The organism is Burkholderia sp. Se-20378 (genome assembly GCF_017104665.1).
Lineage (GTDB): Bacteria > Pseudomonadota > Gammaproteobacteria > Burkholderiales > Burkholderiaceae > Burkholderia > Burkholderia lata.
Genome location: NZ_JAAGPG010000024.1, coordinates 25,764 through 42,692, shown reverse-complemented (window position 1 = coordinate 42,692; position 16,929 = coordinate 25,764). Strand labels below are relative to the sequence as shown.

Below are 16,929 nucleotides of genomic sequence, written 5' to 3'. Positions count from 1 at the left end.
CGTCGCGGCGCAGGGCGACCGCGGCTGGCGGGCACACGGTGTCAGACGAGCGAGACGCAACCGGCGCGCGTGGCCGCCGTCGCGGCGGCCACGTGGCGTCCCAACCGGAGAAAGCCGATGACCGAACGTCAGTCCCCCGACACGACGCCTCCGCACGCGGAGCCCAGCGCGCACGACGCGCTCGAACATTTGCTCGGCAGCCTGCACCGGCATGGATTCCTGCATCTGGCGACCGAGGTCGTCAGCGCGAACGCGCGGCTGGCCGACACGTTCGTCGATGCGCTCGACAAGCCGGGCATGCAGAGCGGCATGCAGAATCTCGCGGTGCTATTGATGGCGCTGTCGCGCATTCCGCCGGAGCAGTTCGGCAAGGCCGTGTTCGCAGCCGCCGACGCGCTGCACCACGTCGGCGCGTGGCAGCCCGCGCAGCACGAGCATGTCGCACCCGGCGTGCGTGGCGCGTACCGGCTGCTGCACGACGAAGCGCTGTGGGACGCGTTGACGCCGTTGCTCGAAGGGTTGAAGGTGTTCGCGCAAGGGCTTGCGCGCGATCCGGAGACGCCCGTTACCGCGCTCGGCGAGAAGACGACGGGTACGTGACGGTGTCCGGTTGTCGACCTGCACGAACCCGAATGGTCGCGGTCGCAGGGGCGGGTGGGCAGCCGATCAACGCGTGACGTTGTGTGCCACGACAGGTCGCACGCCATACAGCGCGTCACCGCGCATGCCGCATCAATCCCATGCGTGCTTGCTGAACTGATAGCCCTTGCCGCGGATCGTCTTGATTCGCTTCGGTTCTGTCAGGTCATCACGCAGCTTGCGGCGCAGCTTCGAGATGCGGCCGTCGATCGAGCGGTCGAAGCCGTCGAACTCGATGCCGCGTAGCAGCTGCGTCAGGTCTTCCCGGCTGACCACCTCGCCGGCTTGGCAGACGAGCGCCCACAGCAGGTCGAATTCGGTCGACGTCAGGCGAGGCGCGCTACCGTCGGGAAGGCGAACCTTGCGATCCGCCCGGTCGATCGAAAACTTGCCGAACTCGAAACGATGAGGCGATGCCGGTGCGGCATCGTCCGGGCGCATGCGTATCCGTCGAAGGTGGGCCTTGATCCGCGCGAGCAGGATGCGTGGCTCGATCGGCTTGTGGAGAAAGTCGTCCGCGCCGAATTCCAGGCCGAGCAACTCGTCGAACTGTTCGTCGCGGGCCGTCATCATGATGACGATGCCGTCGTATCGCATGCGTGCCTCGCGGCAAATCTCGAAGCCGTCCTTACCCGGCAGGTTGATGTCGAGAAGCACCAGGTCGGGGCGACACGCGACGATCGTGGACACGGCGTCGGTGCCGTCGACGAGTGTGTCCACCTCGTACTGATGCATGCGCAGATAGTCTGCGATCAGCGCGGACAGTTGGACGTCGTCTTCGACGAGCAGGATTCGGATGGGCATCGCTAAACGAGGGGATGAGACGGGAAAGTGGCGAGCGCTCAGGCCCAGTCCGAACATGAGGGAGCCGAAAAGACGCGCATGATACTGCGAAACATTCCGGTGGAATGTGGCGAAATCTGAATCGTTCGGCCCACCCGCCGGTACGCCAATCCATTCCCGCCGTGCAGCGAAGCGAACGGACGAAAGTGTGGAATCGTGTCGTCGTGGAACGGGGCGATGCTCGGGGGAGAAGGCTCGGCATGATGTCCGATGCATGGCTGGCAGCGATGCCGGACAAGGTGTCGTTTGCGCGAAAACGTTTGCGGAAAAATTGTGCGTGCAACGGACACCCGCCCGAGCCGCATTCCGGTAAAGATTGCTCGACATATCATTACAAAATATTACCAAAGGAGTGGGGTCCGGCTCCTTACAATTGTGGAAATTCAGTGGCGAGCGTGATCCACGCCGGCATCCGGTCGGTTGCCGACGAGAATGCACATGCGAAGGCGGGGCCGATGGCGTGCAGTTGCTCCCTGGGTCGCGACCATGCGACAAGCCACGGCACGGTGCTCAACGCGTGCAGATCGGTGTCGACGTTGCCCTGGCCTGCCAGGCGCCAACGTGCGGCCGGTACGATGTTCTGATAGGAATGCGAAATGACGCCGCTTCAAATCATCCGGAATCTCGATTCACTCACGAACGCGATCGAAGTCGCGGTCGCCCGCGCCGACTGGAGCGAGGCCGTCCGGGCCGCCGAAACACGTTCGATGTTCCTGATGACGCTGGTGCCCGATCAACCCGACGAAGTTCACGCGGCCATCGGGAAGATGCGGGAGATCGATATCCGGATCTCCACCGCCGCACGGGAAACGCTGGAAGCCCTCGTCGCCGAGGGCCGGCAGGCGTTGCACGACACCCGGCTGGCGGCACGGCAGCTGTCGCTCGGGGCCGACGCGATGACTTCCCGATCCTCTTCGTGGCTCTCGTGAGTATCACGGTCCCTCGCGACACCCATGCCCAATACGCGGACACGTCTTTGGAAGTGCCTGCCAGTTCTCAACGTTTCGGTGGCGGTATGCGATTTCGAAAACGCGTCAGTTATGTCGATGCAACACGGTGGTTCGTCGATGGCGACCATGATCGGGTGGAGGCCCGCGAAGGCGGCCGGGCGGTCGCTACGCCGGAAGGCTGGCGTTCGGTGAAGTCGGGTGACTGGATCTTGCTCGATGATTGCGGCAACTGCTGGCCGATGGACAACGGGCTCTTTACGAGCCTTTATGAGCTGGCGGTGGAATGAACAGCGAGGGCGCGCCGGCGCCCGCAAGTTGATGCGGCACGCCGGCGATAACCTGTCACTCGACAACAGCCTGTCGGCTCGCGCGCGAAAACAGTAATGACTCGGTGTCGTTGAACCGGATCTGCACCGGCTCCCCATAACCTGCCTTTTCGGCCACGCGGATCGACGCGACGTTGGTCGGCGCGATCAGGCACACGCTGCGCTCGAACCGTTGTTGCCCGTCGAGCCATGCGAGCGCAGCCGAGAGCGCCTCGGTCGCATAACCCTTGCCGTGCGCCCACGTCGCAAGTGCCCAGCCGGCTTCCGGCACGTCGCGAATCGACGGCTCGATGAGCCGGTGGAAATCGGCGAAACCGAGATCGCCGACATAGCGGCCCGATGCCTTCTCGCGAATCGCCCAGTAACCATAGCCGAGCAGCGGCCACAGCCCGCGATACGCGAGCATGCGCATCCACGAGTCGCGCGGCGCGGACGGCTCGCCGTTGAAGATGTGCTCGACGACCTTTGGCTCGGCCCACATCGTGGCGAGCGCGTCGAAGTCGCCGAGCGGATGGCCTTCGAGGATGAGACGCGGTGTGTCGAGAACGGGCGGGGACGAAATGACTGGCATCGGGGTTTCCGGAAAGGAGGGGGCATGGGACGGCCTGGCCGTCAGCACGTCGATGCCGCGCGGGTTGGGTCCCGTTCACGCACCCGCAGGCAGAGCGGGCGGCGATGTTTCTCGGCGAGCGGTGGCGTGCGATTGACGGCAGGCGATGGCGACACTCTGCGAGCGGGCATGTCCATTTCGGCAAGACGGGGAGCCGGAATGATAGCAAAACCCTTACCCGCACTGGTGACGCGGCAAGTGGTCGGAAGCGACGCCGTTGCATCAATGGCGCCGAACAGGAAGCGAGCGCGATGAGATCGACTTCCCGCGCGATAATCGGAACTTCACGCGATGCGCGCCGCACTTCCGATGTGTCTCCACCACCCGACATGACGCTCGAATCCGACTGGCTGAGCCGCTTCATGGCGCTCGTCACGGTCACCGGGAAGCTCGAAATCCGCTGCGCGTTCGGCGCGCCGTGGGCGATTACGTATGAGCGATCGCCTGCGTGCGAGATCCCGTATCACGCGGTGCTGCGCGGCCGCGCGATCCTCGAGAATCCCGACGACGGTACGGTGCGCGAACTCGGCGGCGGCGATCTCGTGCTGTTGCCGCACGGCTCCCCGCACGTGCTGCACGACGGCAGTGGGCTGTCGCCGGTGCCGGCGGTCAAGCGGCCCGGCGGGCACGTCTTCATCGGCGAGAACGCGGGCACCGGTGAGCGGCTGGACATGCTGTGCGGGCGCTTCGTAGTGGCGCCGCCGCACGACCGGCTGATCCGGCGCCACCTGCCGGCCGATCTCGTCGTGCGCGCGGCAACGGACAGCCGTACGCCGGACGCGCTGGCGGCCACCGAGCGGCTGACCGCCCTCGTCGAATTGATGCGCGCGGAATCGCTCGAGCAGCAGCTCGGCGGCCTCGCGATCCTGAACGCGCTGTCGGCGGCGCTGTTCGCGCTCGCGCTACGCGCGATCAGCGAATCGGGGCAGGCGCCGACCGGCTTGCTGGCGCTGGCCGGCCAGCCACGCCTCGCACCCGCGATCGTCGCGATGCTCGACGATCCGGCGAAGCCATGGACGCTGCCCGAACTCGCCGCACTGTGCAGCATGTCGCGCGCGACCTTCATGCGTCATTTCCAGTCGAAACTCGGGCACTCGGCCGCGGACCTGCTGACGGACATCCGGATGAGCCTCGCCGCGAATGCGCTGCGCCAGCCATCGGCCAGCGCGGAGGCCGTGTCGGCCGACGTCGGGTATCAGTCGGTGGCCGCGTTTCGCCGTGTGTTCACACGCTGGGCGGGCATGACACCCGGTGACTGGCGGCGCCAATCGCTCGGCGGCCCGCGCGACGCAACCGCATCGGATGACGGCGAGGCCGGCGACGTCGAGTAGGTGCGAAGACGGCGCCCGCGCCGGTTCCATGCAATACATATTGATCAGCCCGAGGCGCGATGCGCGGTTCGATGCCGGCCCCATCGCGACGATTGTCCAACGCGATCAACAGCGCGGCAGCCGCCAGCGCGTATTGCCCCGGATCCTCCCGAGCGGGTCTGCGACCGTGATCAACGAGGAACGCCCGTCGCGGCAACGAGGCCGGCGACGGGCGCGCTCGAAACACGGACGCCGGCCGGCAGCGGGACCGCATGCCGTCCCGCATACCGGCATTGCCGCGGGCTTTACTTCACAGGCGGGAAATCGACGACCGTGTCGTTGATACGGTTGAACGTGTTGGTGAAGATCGTCAGCGCGATCGCGAGCGAGATTTCCGCGAGTTGCGTGTCCGTGTAGCCGGCTTCGCGGATCGCCGCGAATTCGTCGTCGGTGATCGTGCCGCTCGTCCGTTGCAGGTTCAGCACGAAGCGGATCAGCGCGTCGCGCTTCGCGTCGCCGGTGTTCGGCTCGCTCGAACGGATCGCGCGCAGCGCGTCGGCCGACAGGCCCGTCATCTTGCCGAGCAGGTTGTGCGCGGCGACGCAGTAGTCACACCCGGTGTCGGCGCTGACGAGCAGCTTGATCGTTTCGAGATCCTGCTTGCTCAGCGTGCCGCCGGCGAGCACGCCTTCGGCGTTGAGCACGGCCGCGAGCGCGTTCGGCGCGAGATGGCCGACGGCGGCGAACAGGTTGGGGACGGTGCCGCCGGCGACCTTGCGGACTTGCGCGTACACGTCGGCGGTTGCGCCGGTGGCGGTTTCGATGGCGGGGATGGCGATGCGGCTCATGACTGGCTCCTGGATCGGAAAGTTGACGCCCGTTCGTTCGGGGTGACTCCACTTTAGAAGCGCAGAACGATCCTCATAAGACGCAAAATCGCCAATGTGATGCTCAAAAGGATCAAGCTGACGCGCCGCCGCTGGCGATCTACTTCCGGCTTTTCAGGAAAGTCCGCCCTTCGGCCGTGATCGACGCGCCTGAGCGGCCGTGTGCGGAATGACTGACGAAGCCCGCGCTGACGAGCTCACGCGCGATCGACCAGCCGAGCGCCGGCGCGTCGCGCCCGTAGCGGACATCGGCGAGGCGCTCGAGCGCCCAGATGGCGGAGGCCGACAGGTTCGGGGTGTGGGACGTGAAGTTGTCGCTCATCGCTTCCTCATGAAAAGGGGATTCGGGGTGGGCGGGATGCCGTGACATCGGGCGGCGCGCGGGTCAGCGCGCCTGCAGCACGGGCAGCAACGCCTGCAGTGCGGCCTCCTCGTCGGGGCCGGTGGCCAGCACTTGCGCGGACGTGCCGCCGTGCACCTGCAGCGCCACGATGGCGGCGCTGTCCTTCGCATCGCTGCTGATTCCGTTCGCGATCAGCAGGATGTCGCTTTCGAAACCGCGCGCCGCGTTGGCAGCGGCTTCTCGTGCGGCGTAGCCGCGGTTGCGGTTCCACGCGGGGCCGATTTCAACGTACACAACGGTTGCCACGATGTCGGAAAGCCTCTGGACGGAACGTCGAAATCGGTGTGCGGCGCCGGGCCGGCGGTGCGCCCGGCACGCTGGAAACGCGCTTTCCCGCACGACCCAGGGAAGCCGGCAGCGCGGCCGGGGTGTGCCATCCTGCGTGGATGTGTCGGCATTCTCGTTGAAACGGGCCGCAAGTCCGGCGAACGGCGCGAAAACGCTGATTATAATACAGCGTTCAAGATATGTGTATTGCATTATAATGTCGTGTGCGCCGAAGGCGGCCCGCCGACCCGTCGGCGGGCACCTGCAGGCCGGCCGGGCGACGCTGCCAGCGCGCCCGGCATTTTTATCGACGACCCAACTCCCCCTGAATGGAAGCTGCAATGAACGCCGCCCCCGCCTGCCCGCAATGCGCGATGGAAAACACTTACCCGGACGGCACGCTGACCGTATGCGCGGATTGCGGCCATGAATGGTCGGCCGGCGCCGGCGCCGAAACGGGCGACGAACCGGCGGGCGATGTCGTCAAGGACGCCAACGGCAACGTGCTGTCGGATGGCGACTCGGTCGTGCTGATCAAGGATTTGCGCGTGAAGGGCTCGTCGATCACGCTTAAGATGGGCACCAAGGTCAAGAGCATCCGGCTCGTCGGCGGCGATCACGAGGTCGACTGCAAGACCGACATGGGCGGCTTCATGCTGAAGGCCTGCTATCTGAAGAAAGTCTGAGCGCGCACGCTCCAATCGACCGTTTGCAATCGACTGCCCGTTCATGGCCGAGGATCGAATTTCCTACGATGCGTTCGTCAGGCTCCTGGCGACGCCGCTGAACGACGGCCGGCCGTTCGTGCTGGAGACGCAGCACGCGCTTTCGCTGCACTTCGACCATTTCGGCACGCAGAGCTTCATGTCGCTCCGGGATCCGGGGCGGCTCGAGCTCGGCTATACGCGCGTGATGATGGGCTTTCTGCTGCTGCAGCCCGAGCCCGCGCACATCTGCATGCTCGGGCTCGGCGGCGGGTCGCTGGCGAAGTACTGCTACCGGCACTTGCCCGGCACGGCGATCGACGCGGTCGAGATCAACCCGGACGTGATCGCGCTGCGAGACGTTTTCAGGATTCCCGCGGATGACGGCCGGTTCAGGGTGGTAAGCGCCGACGGCGCGGATCATCTGGAAAGGGCGGATGTCAGGACGGACGTGATCCTGCACGACGCGTTCGTCGCCGACGGCATGCGGGGCCGCTGTGCGGGCGCCGCATTCCTCGCTGCATGCCACGAGCGCCTGAGCGAAACCGGGGTGCTGGCAATCAACTTCATGGACGACGACCCGGCGCTGCCGGCGCATCTCGAGCAGTTGCGCTCGGTATTCGGTGCGTCATATACGCTGGTGCCGTGCGGCGACGACAACAACTTCATCGCGTTCGCATGGAAGGGCGGCAACCGGCTGCCGTCGCTGCGTGTCCTGCTCGAACGCGCACTCGCGTGTGCACGGGCCGGCGAGCTCAAGCTGGCGGCCACGGCGAGGCGAATGAAGGCCGGGGAGGGTGTCGACCCGCAACGGCTGGTGATGCGTGCGCAGCCGCACGGGCGATGGGAAATCGGCGGCGCAACCGCCACGTAGGCGCCGCCGGCGCCGCCGGCGCGGCCTGTACGGCCGCGCTTACTTCACGCGCTTGCCGAGCGCGCTCTTGGTCTTGTACGTCACGCCGTGGCGGTCGAGATACTCGCGGATCAGTTGCCGCACGACTTGCGAAGGCGTGAGATCCTGCTCCGAGCAGAGCATCTCGAAGGCTTCCTTTTTCGCGGGGTCGATCAGGACGGTCAGGCGGGCGGTTTTCGTTTCCATTGCGGGGCGAGGGTGGTCGGTATGTTAATCAAATTATAATCGATCCATCTTCGGCGCCACCGCCGAAAATACGCGCCTGGTGCGCGATCAGCGTCTGCTCCTGCTGCGGAGCAGCGCGAGCAGGTCGTCGATCACCGGCACGATCGCGAGCGTGACGAGCACCGCGGCAAGCGGCACGGTCGACACGTAGCCGACATGCTTGAAGCCGATCGCGCCGGCCAGGCCGCCGATGAAGAACGACGTGAGCATCGTCGCGTGAATCCGCAGTTTCGAGCGGTTGGCGACCACCGCATGCGCGTCGACGTCGACCGCCGACCGGTTCCAGTAGAACAGCTTCCCGAGCTCGATGCCGAGGTCGGTCACGATGCCGGTCATGTGCGTCGTGCGGATCTCCGCGCCCGACAGCTTCGTGATCGTCGCGTTCTGCAACCCCATGATGAAGCACAGCAGCGTCACGGTCACCGGCACGAAGAAGGTTTCCCACAGCGCGAGGTGGCTGCCGAGCAGCCCGAACAGGAGCAGCAGCGCGGCCTCGACCAGCAGCGGCAGCATGAACTGGCTGTGCAGGCCGCGGCGGCGGCCCCAGTTGACGAGGATCGCCGAGCAGCTGGCGCCGATCAGGAACGACCCCAGCGAGCTGATGCCGGCCAGCACGAGCCGCACGTCGCCGAGCGCCGTCTGGTCGGCGATCGCCGACACGATGCCGCTCATGTGCGACGTGTATTGCTTGACCGCAAGGAAGCCGCCGGCATTGGCCGCGCCGGCGACGAACGCCAGCGAAAACCCGAGCTGACGGTTCGCGGTCGCGCTGCGGTGTTTTCCCGTCAGGTTTCGAAAGTACTGCGCTGGCATAGGGGCTCGGGGCTTCGCTCAATCGCCGCGGATCGCGGGCGCGGACGTGCAGGCCGGCACCGGGCGGCAGGGCGGGCACGCCGCCTGCGCACAGGTGCCGGGTCTGTCGAATCATGTGACGAACATGATAATGCCATTATCATACTCTGTTAGCCGGATAGGGCTTTCAGTACAATGTCGTCCGACGCGGCCGGACTGCGGTTTCGCTGCCGCATGGCCGCGCCGCCCGCCTTCGCGATCCCTTCTGCCCACCGTTTCATGACCCCGATCAAGTTCATTCTTCGCTACACGGCGATCCCGTTCACGGCCATCGTGGCTGTGGTGATCTGGACTGTCATACCATCGTCGAAAGAGATCGATGCGAGACAATATGCGGCGCTGTCGCGCGCGTACGCGAGTTTCCCGCTGCCGTTCCGGCGCGAGATCTCGGAAACGATGGACCACGGCCGGATCAACGACCGGCGCTACCAGGCGCTCGTGCGCGATTCGCTGGGCAATGGCGTCGCGCTGGACTGGCCGGCGTCGGGCGTCGGCGGGCTCGCCGACGAGCGGCAAAAACTGGCCGAACTGATTCAGGCCGATTCCGATCTTCAAGGGCATCACCAATGAAAACTCTGCTGGTTTCCGTGGCATTCGCGATGATCATCGCGAGCCTGATCTTCGCGCTGTATTTCATGAATCACGATCGCGGCAAGTCCAAGCGGATGGCATGGTCGCTCGCGGCGCGCGTCGGGCTGTCGGTCACGCTGTTCCTGTCGCTGCTGATCGCTTACAAGCTGGGCTGGATCGAGCCGACCGGGTTGCCGATCGGGCGCTGAACGACGGACGCCCCGTTGCATGCGGGGCATTCGCGAAAACACGAGTTTGGTTCAATGATCGGGCTATTGTGATAAGAATACTTATCCTGACGTCGTGGATGTGTGATCAAAAATCAGGTTTCGTACAACGCGCGACAGAGGCTGCCAACGCTGCAACCACCGCAGGGGAGTTGCGCGGGTCTTCGCAAGACCACGGCCAGTGACAACGTGAGCTCGCGACGTGCAACCTCATGAATTCACGGGGATTTCGCACCTTCCGGCCAATGTGGGCCGGCGAGGTGACAACCTTGCTTCGCAAACGGCGACGAGTTTGTTTTGGCCTGCGCTACCCGGCGCCCGCGCGATCAACCATTCTGATGCGCGGAGGCGCCGCGGACAAACCCGCCGCGCTCGCCCGCCTGCCGCGGCGTGCTACTCTCGCAAATGGCACCGGCCAAGGCAGTTCAGTGGTGCGCGACCAGTGAACATGGTGGATTCACGCATATGTACTCGATCTTGCCCGCGTTTGTATCTGCGTTGTTTCTCGGGTTTGGCCTCTACGTGCTGGCCACCAAGGGTCTCACGCGGATATCCGTCCCGTTCGCCCTGATGTGCGCGACGACCTTCGTCTGGCAGGGAACGTGGGCCTTCCTGTTCCAGACGACCGACGCGGACGTCGCCAACGTGTTGGTCAAGGCCGGCTATCTGTTCATCCTTTTTCTGCCGACGACCTTCTATCATTTCGTGACGGAGGTCGTGTCGCGTCGGGACGAGCGGCCGATCATATTCGCCTCCTACGGACTCTGCGTCGTGCTGGCCGTGCTGCTGGTCACGAGCAATGCGGTCGTCGATGGATTCCGCCTGCATTTCTTTGGCCCGTATCCCAAGGCGGGCCCGCTGCATCCGGTGCACGTCGTGCAGACGGTATTACTGGTCGGCCGCAGCGCTTGGCTCCTGATCGAGGCGCGGCGGCAGGGGCTAGCGCGAGACGTCCGGCAGTTGCTCACTCAATGTCTCGTCAGCCTGGGCCTCTACTCGCTCGCGGCGACCGACTATGCGGTGAACTACGGCGTCGAGTTCTATCCGGTGGGCGTGCTGTTCATCGCGATCAGCCTCGGGATGCTCGCGACGTCGATCGTCCGCTATGGCCTGATGGGCCCCTATCTCCTGGCCGCGACGGTCGCGCACGAAGTGGCCACGCCGCTGGCGGCGATCGGCCTGCACGCGGACGAGCTGCGCAACGTCCTGCCGGTGCTGCTGCGCGGCTATCGGCTGGCGGTGGAGCACCGGCTGTGCGCCGACGGGTTGTATCCCGGACAGCTGGAGCGGCTACCGACGCTCGCGTCGTCGATCCGGCGCCAGGTCGACACCACGAGTACGGTGGTCGAGATGTCCCTGGCGTCCTTTACGCTGGACCGGCTCGATCGCCACAGCTTCGCGGCCTATCCGATACGGGCCTGTGTCGACGCCGCGGTGGATCGCTTTCCGTTCCGTCCGGGTGAGCGAGACCGTGTATCGGTCGACGCGATCGATACGGACATCCGGTTTTTCGGATCCGACTCGCTCGTGATCTTCGTCATCTTCAATCTGCTGAAAAACGCGCTGTACGCGATCCACGCAAGCGGCAGTGGGCAGATCGAGATCGACGCTCATCGCAGCGACGGTTACTGCGTGGTGCGTTTCAGCGATTCGGGCCCGGGCATTGCCCCCGATGTGCTCCCTCAAATCTTCGACGCCTTTTTCTCAACCAAGTCGCACGGTCGCGGCGCCGGCATGGGCTTGAGTTTTTGCCGCCGCGTATGTGAAGCGCTCGGTGGCACCATCACGTGTGAATCCGTCCCCGGCGTCCGGACCACGTTCACGATTCGGCTGCCGGAGCCCGGTTCGCCGGCGGATGACACATTGCGCGATCCGCCGGCGCTTCCCCGGCGCTATCGCATCGGGTAAGTCGGTCTCACATTCAGTTCGCGGTGGACGGCAGGATCAGTTCATACGCCTTGACCCGCTCGATGATGCCCGGCGGAAACCGGCGAATCCGCTTGTCGGAACCGGCAAACACGATTTGCTGATACCCCAGCGACACCGGTCGTCCGTCAACGTAGAAGCGAAACAGCAGATAGGCAGAACATTGCCGAACCTCGAACGTATTGAGAAAGCAATCGACACGCTGGAACGGAAACGTTTCCTGGACGTATTCCTGATGCGCGCGCTTCGTCACGAACGCCCCGCCGGCTGCCAGCAGGTTGTTGTGGATGCATTCGTGAAACCAGCGTTCACGGCACACGCCCTGCCATTCGAAGTAGCGTGCAAAATAGGTGTTCATGAAGGCATTGGAATCCTTGAGGTAAATGTCGACCACGTGGTGGAAGGTTTTCTCGGACTGATGTGCCGTTTCGTTGGAAAGGACGTGAAGAATCGCGTCTCGCGTCAACATGGATAACTCCTTGAATCGCTACTGGCGGTAGCTGCGCATTCCTTCAACGAGAAGGAATGGCCCGATTCTCCCCGTGCAAATCTGATGAGCGGCGCGTTTGAAACATGCCGAATTGGCAAATGACGAGCAGTTGATGTGCGTCCCACTTTCGCCGGATAATTGCCGCGATCGTCATTCGCGGTAAAGCGTCTCCCGTACCGCATCTTTTTCTGCTGATTTATCGAGATTCGTATGCAACCCTTCGTTAGGCAGCCGGTGCTTTATCCCGTGTCCGTGGTATTCGTCGACGACAATCCGGATTTCCTGCAGGCGCTGCGGGGCGCATTTCCGGACGAACGCCTGAACCGCTTTTTTTCGCACCCCCAGGCGGCGCTCGACTTCGTGTCGTCGCGTGATGCGGAGACGCCCCCCATGGCTGCGGACTATTTCGGTGCGGAGAAGACCGGCGGGAATGCGATCGGCGAGGATGCGCTGGCCGATCCCGCCCGGTTCGAGGCGGTGGGCGCGGTGGTCGTGGACTATTCGATGCCAGAGGTCGACGGCATCCAGTTTCTGACCTCCATCCGCAACGCGAACTGCACGAAAATCCTGCTCACCGGCATCGCCGACGAGCGCGAGGCGGTGGCCGCGTTCAACGCGGGGCTGATCGATTGCTATCTGAAGAAGACCGACGTCGAGATGGCGCGCAAGCTGGCAACCGCGCTGGACAACGCGAAACGCAAGTGCTGCGCGGCCCGCGGGCACATCAGCCTGCATGAAGCGGGGGCGACCTACCGGGATCCACGGATCGTCAAACTGATCGATGAGGTGGCCGCGCGGGAAGGCATCGTCGAATACTACTGGCGCCCCAATCAGGACGCGGTGCTGATGTTCGATGGCGCCGGCGCGCCAAGTGTATTTCTCGCCTGGAGCGAAGAGGACTGGTCGTTCCACTGCGATATCGTGTCCGACGCGGGCGGGCCGGCCGAATTGCGCCAAGGCATGGAAGCGCGCCGCATCATGCCGCTATTCTGGCCATCCCAGGCCTATCGGCCGGGCCGCGCGGACATTCGCTGCGCGGCCCCGCTACCCGTTCCGGAATGGCCCGGCACGTCTTATAGCTGGATCCGTCTGGATGATCCGGCCACCGAGCGCGAGTTGCCCACATGGGCAAAATGGCGTCATGCGTAAGCGATCATCCGCCCATTTTCAAACGAAAAGGATCGGCGCGGCGATGCTGTCGTCGACTCGGTAGCCATTCGAATTGAAATAATCCCTGTCAATGTTGACAGTTATCGGCGGCACGGGATTTTGTTCTAATTGCACCTTATTCCGAGGGCCGCCCATTTTTCCATTAGACGGCACATCCGTTCCGAGCAGACCGTTGACCAACGGTCTGCTCGCGCTCCCAATATCGATCGATTCTCGATCTGATGTTGTCATTGCGCTTCACGCAAGCCGCTGCGACAAACGATCCATAAATTTCAGACTGTTCGGCGTGAAACGCTGGATCGGGCCTGCATCCGACCGACAGGGTTTTCAACGCCCCGCTAATCACCCGACTCGCTCGCGAAGTCATGGCGATACGCGCGGGGAGAGCAACCTGCGATGCGCTTGAACGCATGTCCGAACGCGCTGTCCGAGTCGTAGCCCAGCCTCTGCGCGATCGCCGAGATCGACGCGTTCGAGCGCCGTAGCTCCCGCATTGCGAGCTGCACGCGCCAGCGCAGCACATATTCGAGCGGCCCGAATCCCAGCCGCCGCTTGAAATGCAGCGCGAACGTCGAACGCGATACATGGCAGCAGGTCGCGAGTTCGTCGACCGTCCAGCGTCGCGCAGGCTCCGCATGAATGGCGACGAGTGCCGTGCTCACCCGGGCGTCCGCGAACCCGGCAAGCCAGCCGACATCGCTGTTCGCGCCGTCATCCACGTAACGCCGCAGGATCTCGACCAGCATCATGTGACCGAGATGTCGAACCATCAACGACGCCCCCGGCGATGGCTTGCCGAATTCATGTGCGAGCCGCTGCAGCGCCCAGCGCAATACCGCCGCCTGCTCGGAGTCGCCGCTTACGATGACCACGGGCGGCAGGCTGCCCAGCAGCAGCGGCATGCCTTCCTCGTACGAGAAGCGGCCGCCGATCAGGAAGCAATTCACCGGTTCGCCATGGTGCGCGATACCGCGTTCGACGTTCCGGTACACGTCGGCGGCAGGCACTGGCGGAACCGATGGATCGCTCGCCAGCGAAAATGACCGCGGCGATGCGAGCAGGAAGCAGTCTCCCGTGCGCAGCTGGATCGGCGGCCCGGCGCCGTCGACGGTCAGCCAGCAACTTCCTTCGACGACCGCATTGAACTTGATTCCCTCGGGCGGCGGAATGGCCACCGCCCACTCGCCGCCTGCTCTCAGACCGGTGAAATACGAGTCGCGCGTTTCCAGCAGCGACAGCACTTCCGATAGCGGATCCACGCTCAAGCTCCGGACGATCTCGACGAAAAACCGGATTCTATTGCATTCACAGTCCGGGGGCATCGTCGGAGAATGACTTCGTGCAGTGACGCGGCCGACAGGCGGGCGCGTGCTTCACGCATCGTTCCAGGAGCCTTCAATGACGAGCAGGCAACACCCCCTTCATTCCGGATTCGGCGCCGCATCGACGGCAAGCGACGTACTGGTCGATCTCGACCTTCACGGCAAGACCGCGATCGTCACGGGCGGCCATTCGGGTCTCGGCCTGGAAACGACGCGCGCGCTGGCGCAGGCTGGCGCGACCGTCGTCGTCGGCGCACGGAGTGCCGATGCCGCACGCGAAGCAACGCGTGGCATCGCCGGTGTGGAGATCGCGGCGCTCGACCTAGCCGATCTGGCGAGCGTGGCGGCATTCGCCGCGCGGTTCGTCGACGCGCGCCGCGACGTGGACATCGTCATCAACAGCGCGGGCGTCATGGCGTGCCCGGAGACGCGTGTCGGCGACGGCCGGGAAGCGCAGATGGCCGTCAATCATCTTGGCCATTACGCGCTCGTCAACGGACTGTGGCCCGTGCTCGCGCAGGGCGACGGCGCCCGCGTGGTTGCGGTGTCGTCGCTCGGGCACCGGCTGTCACCGATTCGCTGGGATGACGTCCAGTTCGCGCACGGCTACGACAAATGGCTGGCGTACGGGCAGTCGAAGACCGCCAACGCGCTGTTCGCGGTGCAACTCGATGCGCTCGGCGCCCCGTTTGGCGTGCGCGCCTATTCGTTGCATCCGGGCAAGATCGCGACACCGCTGCAGCGCCATCTGACACGCGAAGAGATGATGGCGCAGGGCTGGGTGGACGAGCACGGCGAGCCAATCGATCCGACCTTCAAGACGCCTGCCCAGGGTGCGGCAACCCAGGTCTGGGCGGCAACGTCGCCGCGTCTTGCCGGGATCGGTGGTGTCTATTGCGAGGATTGTGACGTCGCGGTTGTCACGCAGGGAAACGAGGAATCGGGTGTGCGGCCGCATGCGATCGATCCGGAGGAGGCGGCGCGTCTGTGGGCATGGTCCGCGGAGTTGACCGGGATCGATGCCTTTGCGGCGCGGCGTTGACGCTCGAACGCTCACTGAAAAATGCACGGGTGCCGGCGGAGACAGGGGCATGCGGCCGGCGCAAGATCCGCGCGCGGCCGCTTATCCGCGCATCGGGCGAAGCGCGCGACTCGTCTCTGCGATCGGTAATCGCGGCAATCGAGTTCAGCAGGCGGATTTCGCCGGCGGCGGGGCCCGCGAGATCACGCACTTCGTCGATCGTCAGCGTTGGCGAGTGCGCTGATTGTGCCGACGAGCAGGATCTCCTGCATGACGTCGTCTGTGCTTCATACCTGATCGGGAACAGTCTTGCACAACTCGACAGTGCAGGCACTGATCTGATTTTTCGACTTGCCGCGCCGCGGCGACATGACGTTCGCGGCCCCATGCCCGTGCTGTGTTATCGGCTCGTGGTCACTACGTTCTGCCGACCTGCCTATGTTCGATCAAAGGTCGTGCCCGAAATTTAGGCTTGATCTTATGGTGCTGAACCGCCTCGGTTGAGATACTGCGTCCGCCTTTCAGCGAAAGGCAAATGAATGGTTCGCGTGGAGCGTGAGGCCTTGTATTTCAACAAAGGCGCCAATTTCATATGGCGTCCTACACACATTGATAAATCGATGAAAGCAAAAAAGATTCTCGCTGGTGCCGCAATGGTAGCGTTCTCTTCCGCCGCGATAGCCGCCGGTAGCGAAAGCGTCGACGGCATGATCAGCTTCCAGGGCACGATCGTCAACGATACCTGCAAGGTGAGTTCGGCCACAGGGGATGCACGTTCGATCATTGTGAACATGGGCACGATCGCCGCCGACGAGGTCGGTACCGTCGCGGCGCCGAGATTCTCCGCGAATGGTTCGAGTGCGGTCAAGTTCGCCATCATGTGTAAGAAGGGCGGAAAAGTCAGCATGAAGTTTGCTGCTCAAGGCGCCGAGCTGGACGCCGACAACAAGTCGATTCGCGTGAACAGCGGCTCGCCTGCCCCAGGTTATGCACAAAACGTCAGTATCGCAGTGTACAAAGACACGAGTGCCGGCGAACCGGCGTTCGACCTGAGTAATGGCGATCTGCTTGCTGAAACCAAACTGCCGGACGAAGGCGGCTCGGTCAACGTGAGTTTTGCTGCCGCTTACGTTGCGCAAGATCCGTCGAAAGTCACTGCCGGTATCGCGAACGCAAGCCTGCCGTTCACGCTGAGCTACGAGTAACTCGGATATCGGCCTTCTGGTCGCCGTCAATGAGCAGCGGAGATCCTCGCTGCTCCTCTCCGCATTATT

General features: G+C 64.2%; 22 protein-coding genes. 13 read left to right on the top strand and 9 right to left on the bottom strand.

Annotation, left to right across the window (positions count from 1 at the left end):
* The first annotated feature begins 117 nt into the window (after nt 1-117).
* Nucleotides 118-600: a DUF1641 domain-containing protein gene (locus G3N93_RS05775; RefSeq protein WP_174940544.1), complete on the top strand. Its 483-nt coding sequence runs from the start codon at nt 118-120 to the stop codon at nt 598-600.
* 132 nt (nt 601-732) lie between these two features.
* Here G3N93_RS05775 and G3N93_RS05770 read toward each other — a convergent pair whose 3' ends face one another.
* Entirely contained in the window at nt 733-1,443 is a 711-nt protein-coding gene (locus tag G3N93_RS05770; RefSeq protein ID WP_206121572.1) for a response regulator, read from the bottom strand.
* A gap of 635 nt (nt 1,444-2,078) precedes the next feature.
* Between G3N93_RS05770 and G3N93_RS05765 the strand changes: the two genes are divergently transcribed.
* Together G3N93_RS05765 and G3N93_RS05760 are read left to right on the top strand one after the other, a co-directional pair.
* Nucleotides 2,079-2,411, top strand: coding sequence for a hypothetical protein (locus tag G3N93_RS05765; RefSeq protein ID WP_241026417.1), 333 nt, complete (start codon nt 2,079-2,081; stop codon nt 2,409-2,411).
* Between the two features lie 53 nt (nt 2,412-2,464).
* Complete coding sequence (locus G3N93_RS05760) at nt 2,465-2,719, top strand: hypothetical protein (protein WP_307873393.1); 255 nt, start codon at nt 2,465-2,467, stop codon at nt 2,717-2,719.
* A 55-nt stretch (nt 2,720-2,774) separates the two neighbouring features.
* Here G3N93_RS05760 and G3N93_RS05755 read toward each other — a convergent pair whose 3' ends face one another.
* Nucleotides 2,775-3,329 carry a GNAT family N-acetyltransferase gene (locus tag G3N93_RS05755; protein ID WP_206132484.1) on the bottom strand — a complete coding sequence of 185 codons (555 nt, stop codon included), beginning with the start codon at nt 3,327-3,329 and terminating at the stop codon, nt 2,775-2,777.
* A 368-nt stretch (nt 3,330-3,697) separates the two neighbouring features.
* Here G3N93_RS05755 and G3N93_RS05750 point away from each other — a divergent pair, with 368 nt between their 5' ends.
* A complete protein-coding gene (locus tag G3N93_RS05750) occupies nt 3,698-4,699 on the top strand; it encodes an AraC family transcriptional regulator (protein ID WP_174932903.1) in 1,002 nt (333 codons plus the stop codon).
* Nucleotides 4,700-4,983: 284 nt separating this feature from the next.
* Here G3N93_RS05750 and G3N93_RS05745 read toward each other — a convergent pair whose 3' ends face one another.
* From G3N93_RS05745 to G3N93_RS41455, 3 genes are all read right to left on the bottom strand, one after another.
* Nucleotides 4,984-5,526 (bottom strand): carboxymuconolactone decarboxylase family protein, encoded by a 543-nt coding sequence (locus G3N93_RS05745; RefSeq protein ID WP_174932905.1) that lies wholly within the window; start codon nt 5,524-5,526, stop codon nt 4,984-4,986.
* Between the two features lie 139 nt (nt 5,527-5,665).
* Nucleotides 5,666-5,887, bottom strand: coding sequence for a hypothetical protein (locus G3N93_RS05740; protein WP_011349748.1), 222 nt, complete (start codon nt 5,885-5,887; stop codon nt 5,666-5,668).
* 63 nt (nt 5,888-5,950) lie between these two features.
* Nucleotides 5,951-6,448: an HPr family phosphocarrier protein gene (locus G3N93_RS41455; protein WP_241026415.1), complete on the bottom strand. Its 498-nt coding sequence runs from the start codon at nt 6,446-6,448 to the stop codon at nt 5,951-5,953.
* A gap of 128 nt (nt 6,449-6,576) precedes the next feature.
* Between G3N93_RS41455 and G3N93_RS05730 the strand changes: the two genes are divergently transcribed.
* Both G3N93_RS05730 and G3N93_RS05725 read left to right on the top strand, forming a co-directional pair.
* Nucleotides 6,577-6,921: a zinc ribbon domain-containing protein YjdM gene (locus tag G3N93_RS05730; protein ID WP_021158207.1), complete on the top strand. Its 345-nt coding sequence runs from the start codon at nt 6,577-6,579 to the stop codon at nt 6,919-6,921.
* A 43-nt stretch (nt 6,922-6,964) separates the two neighbouring features.
* Nucleotides 6,965-7,813, top strand: a complete 849-nt coding sequence (locus tag G3N93_RS05725) for a spermidine synthase (protein ID WP_206132483.1) — start codon at nt 6,965-6,967, stop codon at nt 7,811-7,813.
* Nucleotides 7,814-7,852: 39 nt separating this feature from the next.
* On the opposite strand, the gene G3N93_RS05720 is transcribed toward G3N93_RS05725, so the two are convergent.
* Together G3N93_RS05720 and G3N93_RS05715 are read right to left on the bottom strand one after the other, a co-directional pair.
* Nucleotides 7,853-8,038 (bottom strand): CopG family transcriptional regulator, encoded by a 186-nt coding sequence (locus G3N93_RS05720; protein ID WP_174940540.1) that lies wholly within the window; start codon nt 8,036-8,038, stop codon nt 7,853-7,855.
* Between the two features lie 87 nt (nt 8,039-8,125).
* Nucleotides 8,126-8,890, bottom strand: a complete 765-nt coding sequence (locus G3N93_RS05715; protein WP_174932910.1) for a YoaK family protein — start codon at nt 8,888-8,890, stop codon at nt 8,126-8,128.
* Between the two features lie 258 nt (nt 8,891-9,148).
* On the opposite strand from G3N93_RS05715, the gene G3N93_RS05710 reads away from it, so the two are divergent.
* From G3N93_RS05710 to G3N93_RS05700, 3 genes are all read left to right on the top strand, one after another.
* Entirely contained in the window at nt 9,149-9,499 is a 351-nt protein-coding gene (locus G3N93_RS05710; protein WP_174957450.1) for a hypothetical protein, read from the top strand.
* Complete coding sequence (locus tag G3N93_RS05705; protein WP_006489184.1) at nt 9,496-9,708, top strand: twin transmembrane helix small protein; 213 nt, start codon at nt 9,496-9,498, stop codon at nt 9,706-9,708. The genes G3N93_RS05710 and G3N93_RS05705 overlap by 4 nt, the downstream gene beginning before the upstream one ends.
* A gap of 483 nt (nt 9,709-10,191) precedes the next feature.
* Entirely contained in the window at nt 10,192-11,634 is a 1,443-nt protein-coding gene (locus G3N93_RS05700; protein WP_206132482.1) for a sensor histidine kinase, read from the top strand.
* Between the two features lie 13 nt (nt 11,635-11,647).
* Here the strand turns inward: G3N93_RS05700 and G3N93_RS05695 are convergent, their stop codons facing one another.
* The gene (locus tag G3N93_RS05695) at nt 11,648-12,121 is read right to left on the bottom strand and encodes a thioesterase family protein (RefSeq protein ID WP_174932914.1); all 474 of its coding nucleotides are present in this window, start codon (nt 12,119-12,121) and stop codon (nt 11,648-11,650) included.
* Nucleotides 12,122-12,352: 231 nt separating this feature from the next.
* Here G3N93_RS05695 and G3N93_RS05690 point away from each other — a divergent pair, with 231 nt between their 5' ends.
* Nucleotides 12,353-13,291 carry a response regulator gene (locus G3N93_RS05690; protein ID WP_206132481.1) on the top strand — a complete coding sequence of 313 codons (939 nt, stop codon included), beginning with the start codon at nt 12,353-12,355 and terminating at the stop codon, nt 13,289-13,291.
* Between the two features lie 359 nt (nt 13,292-13,650).
* Here the strand turns inward: G3N93_RS05690 and G3N93_RS05685 are convergent, their stop codons facing one another.
* Nucleotides 13,651-14,571, bottom strand: a complete 921-nt coding sequence (locus tag G3N93_RS05685) for an AraC family transcriptional regulator (RefSeq protein WP_174932918.1) — start codon at nt 14,569-14,571, stop codon at nt 13,651-13,653.
* Between the two features lie 139 nt (nt 14,572-14,710).
* Between G3N93_RS05685 and G3N93_RS05680 the strand changes: the two genes are divergently transcribed.
* The 3 genes from G3N93_RS05680 to G3N93_RS05670 all read left to right on the top strand — a co-directional run bounded on the left by G3N93_RS05680 (nt 14,711) and on the right by G3N93_RS05670 (nt 16,860).
* The gene (locus tag G3N93_RS05680) at nt 14,711-15,676 is read left to right on the top strand and encodes an SDR family NAD(P)-dependent oxidoreductase (protein ID WP_206132480.1); all 966 of its coding nucleotides are present in this window, start codon (nt 14,711-14,713) and stop codon (nt 15,674-15,676) included.
* Between the two features lie 49 nt (nt 15,677-15,725).
* The gene (locus G3N93_RS05675; RefSeq protein ID WP_206132479.1) at nt 15,726-15,899 is read left to right on the top strand and encodes a hypothetical protein; all 174 of its coding nucleotides are present in this window, start codon (nt 15,726-15,728) and stop codon (nt 15,897-15,899) included.
* A gap of 295 nt (nt 15,900-16,194) precedes the next feature.
* On the top strand, nt 16,195-16,860 hold the full coding sequence (locus G3N93_RS05670) for a fimbrial protein (protein ID WP_241026413.1): 666 nt from the start codon (nt 16,195-16,197) through the stop codon (nt 16,858-16,860).
* The last annotated feature ends 69 nt before the right edge of the window (nt 16,861-16,929 follow it).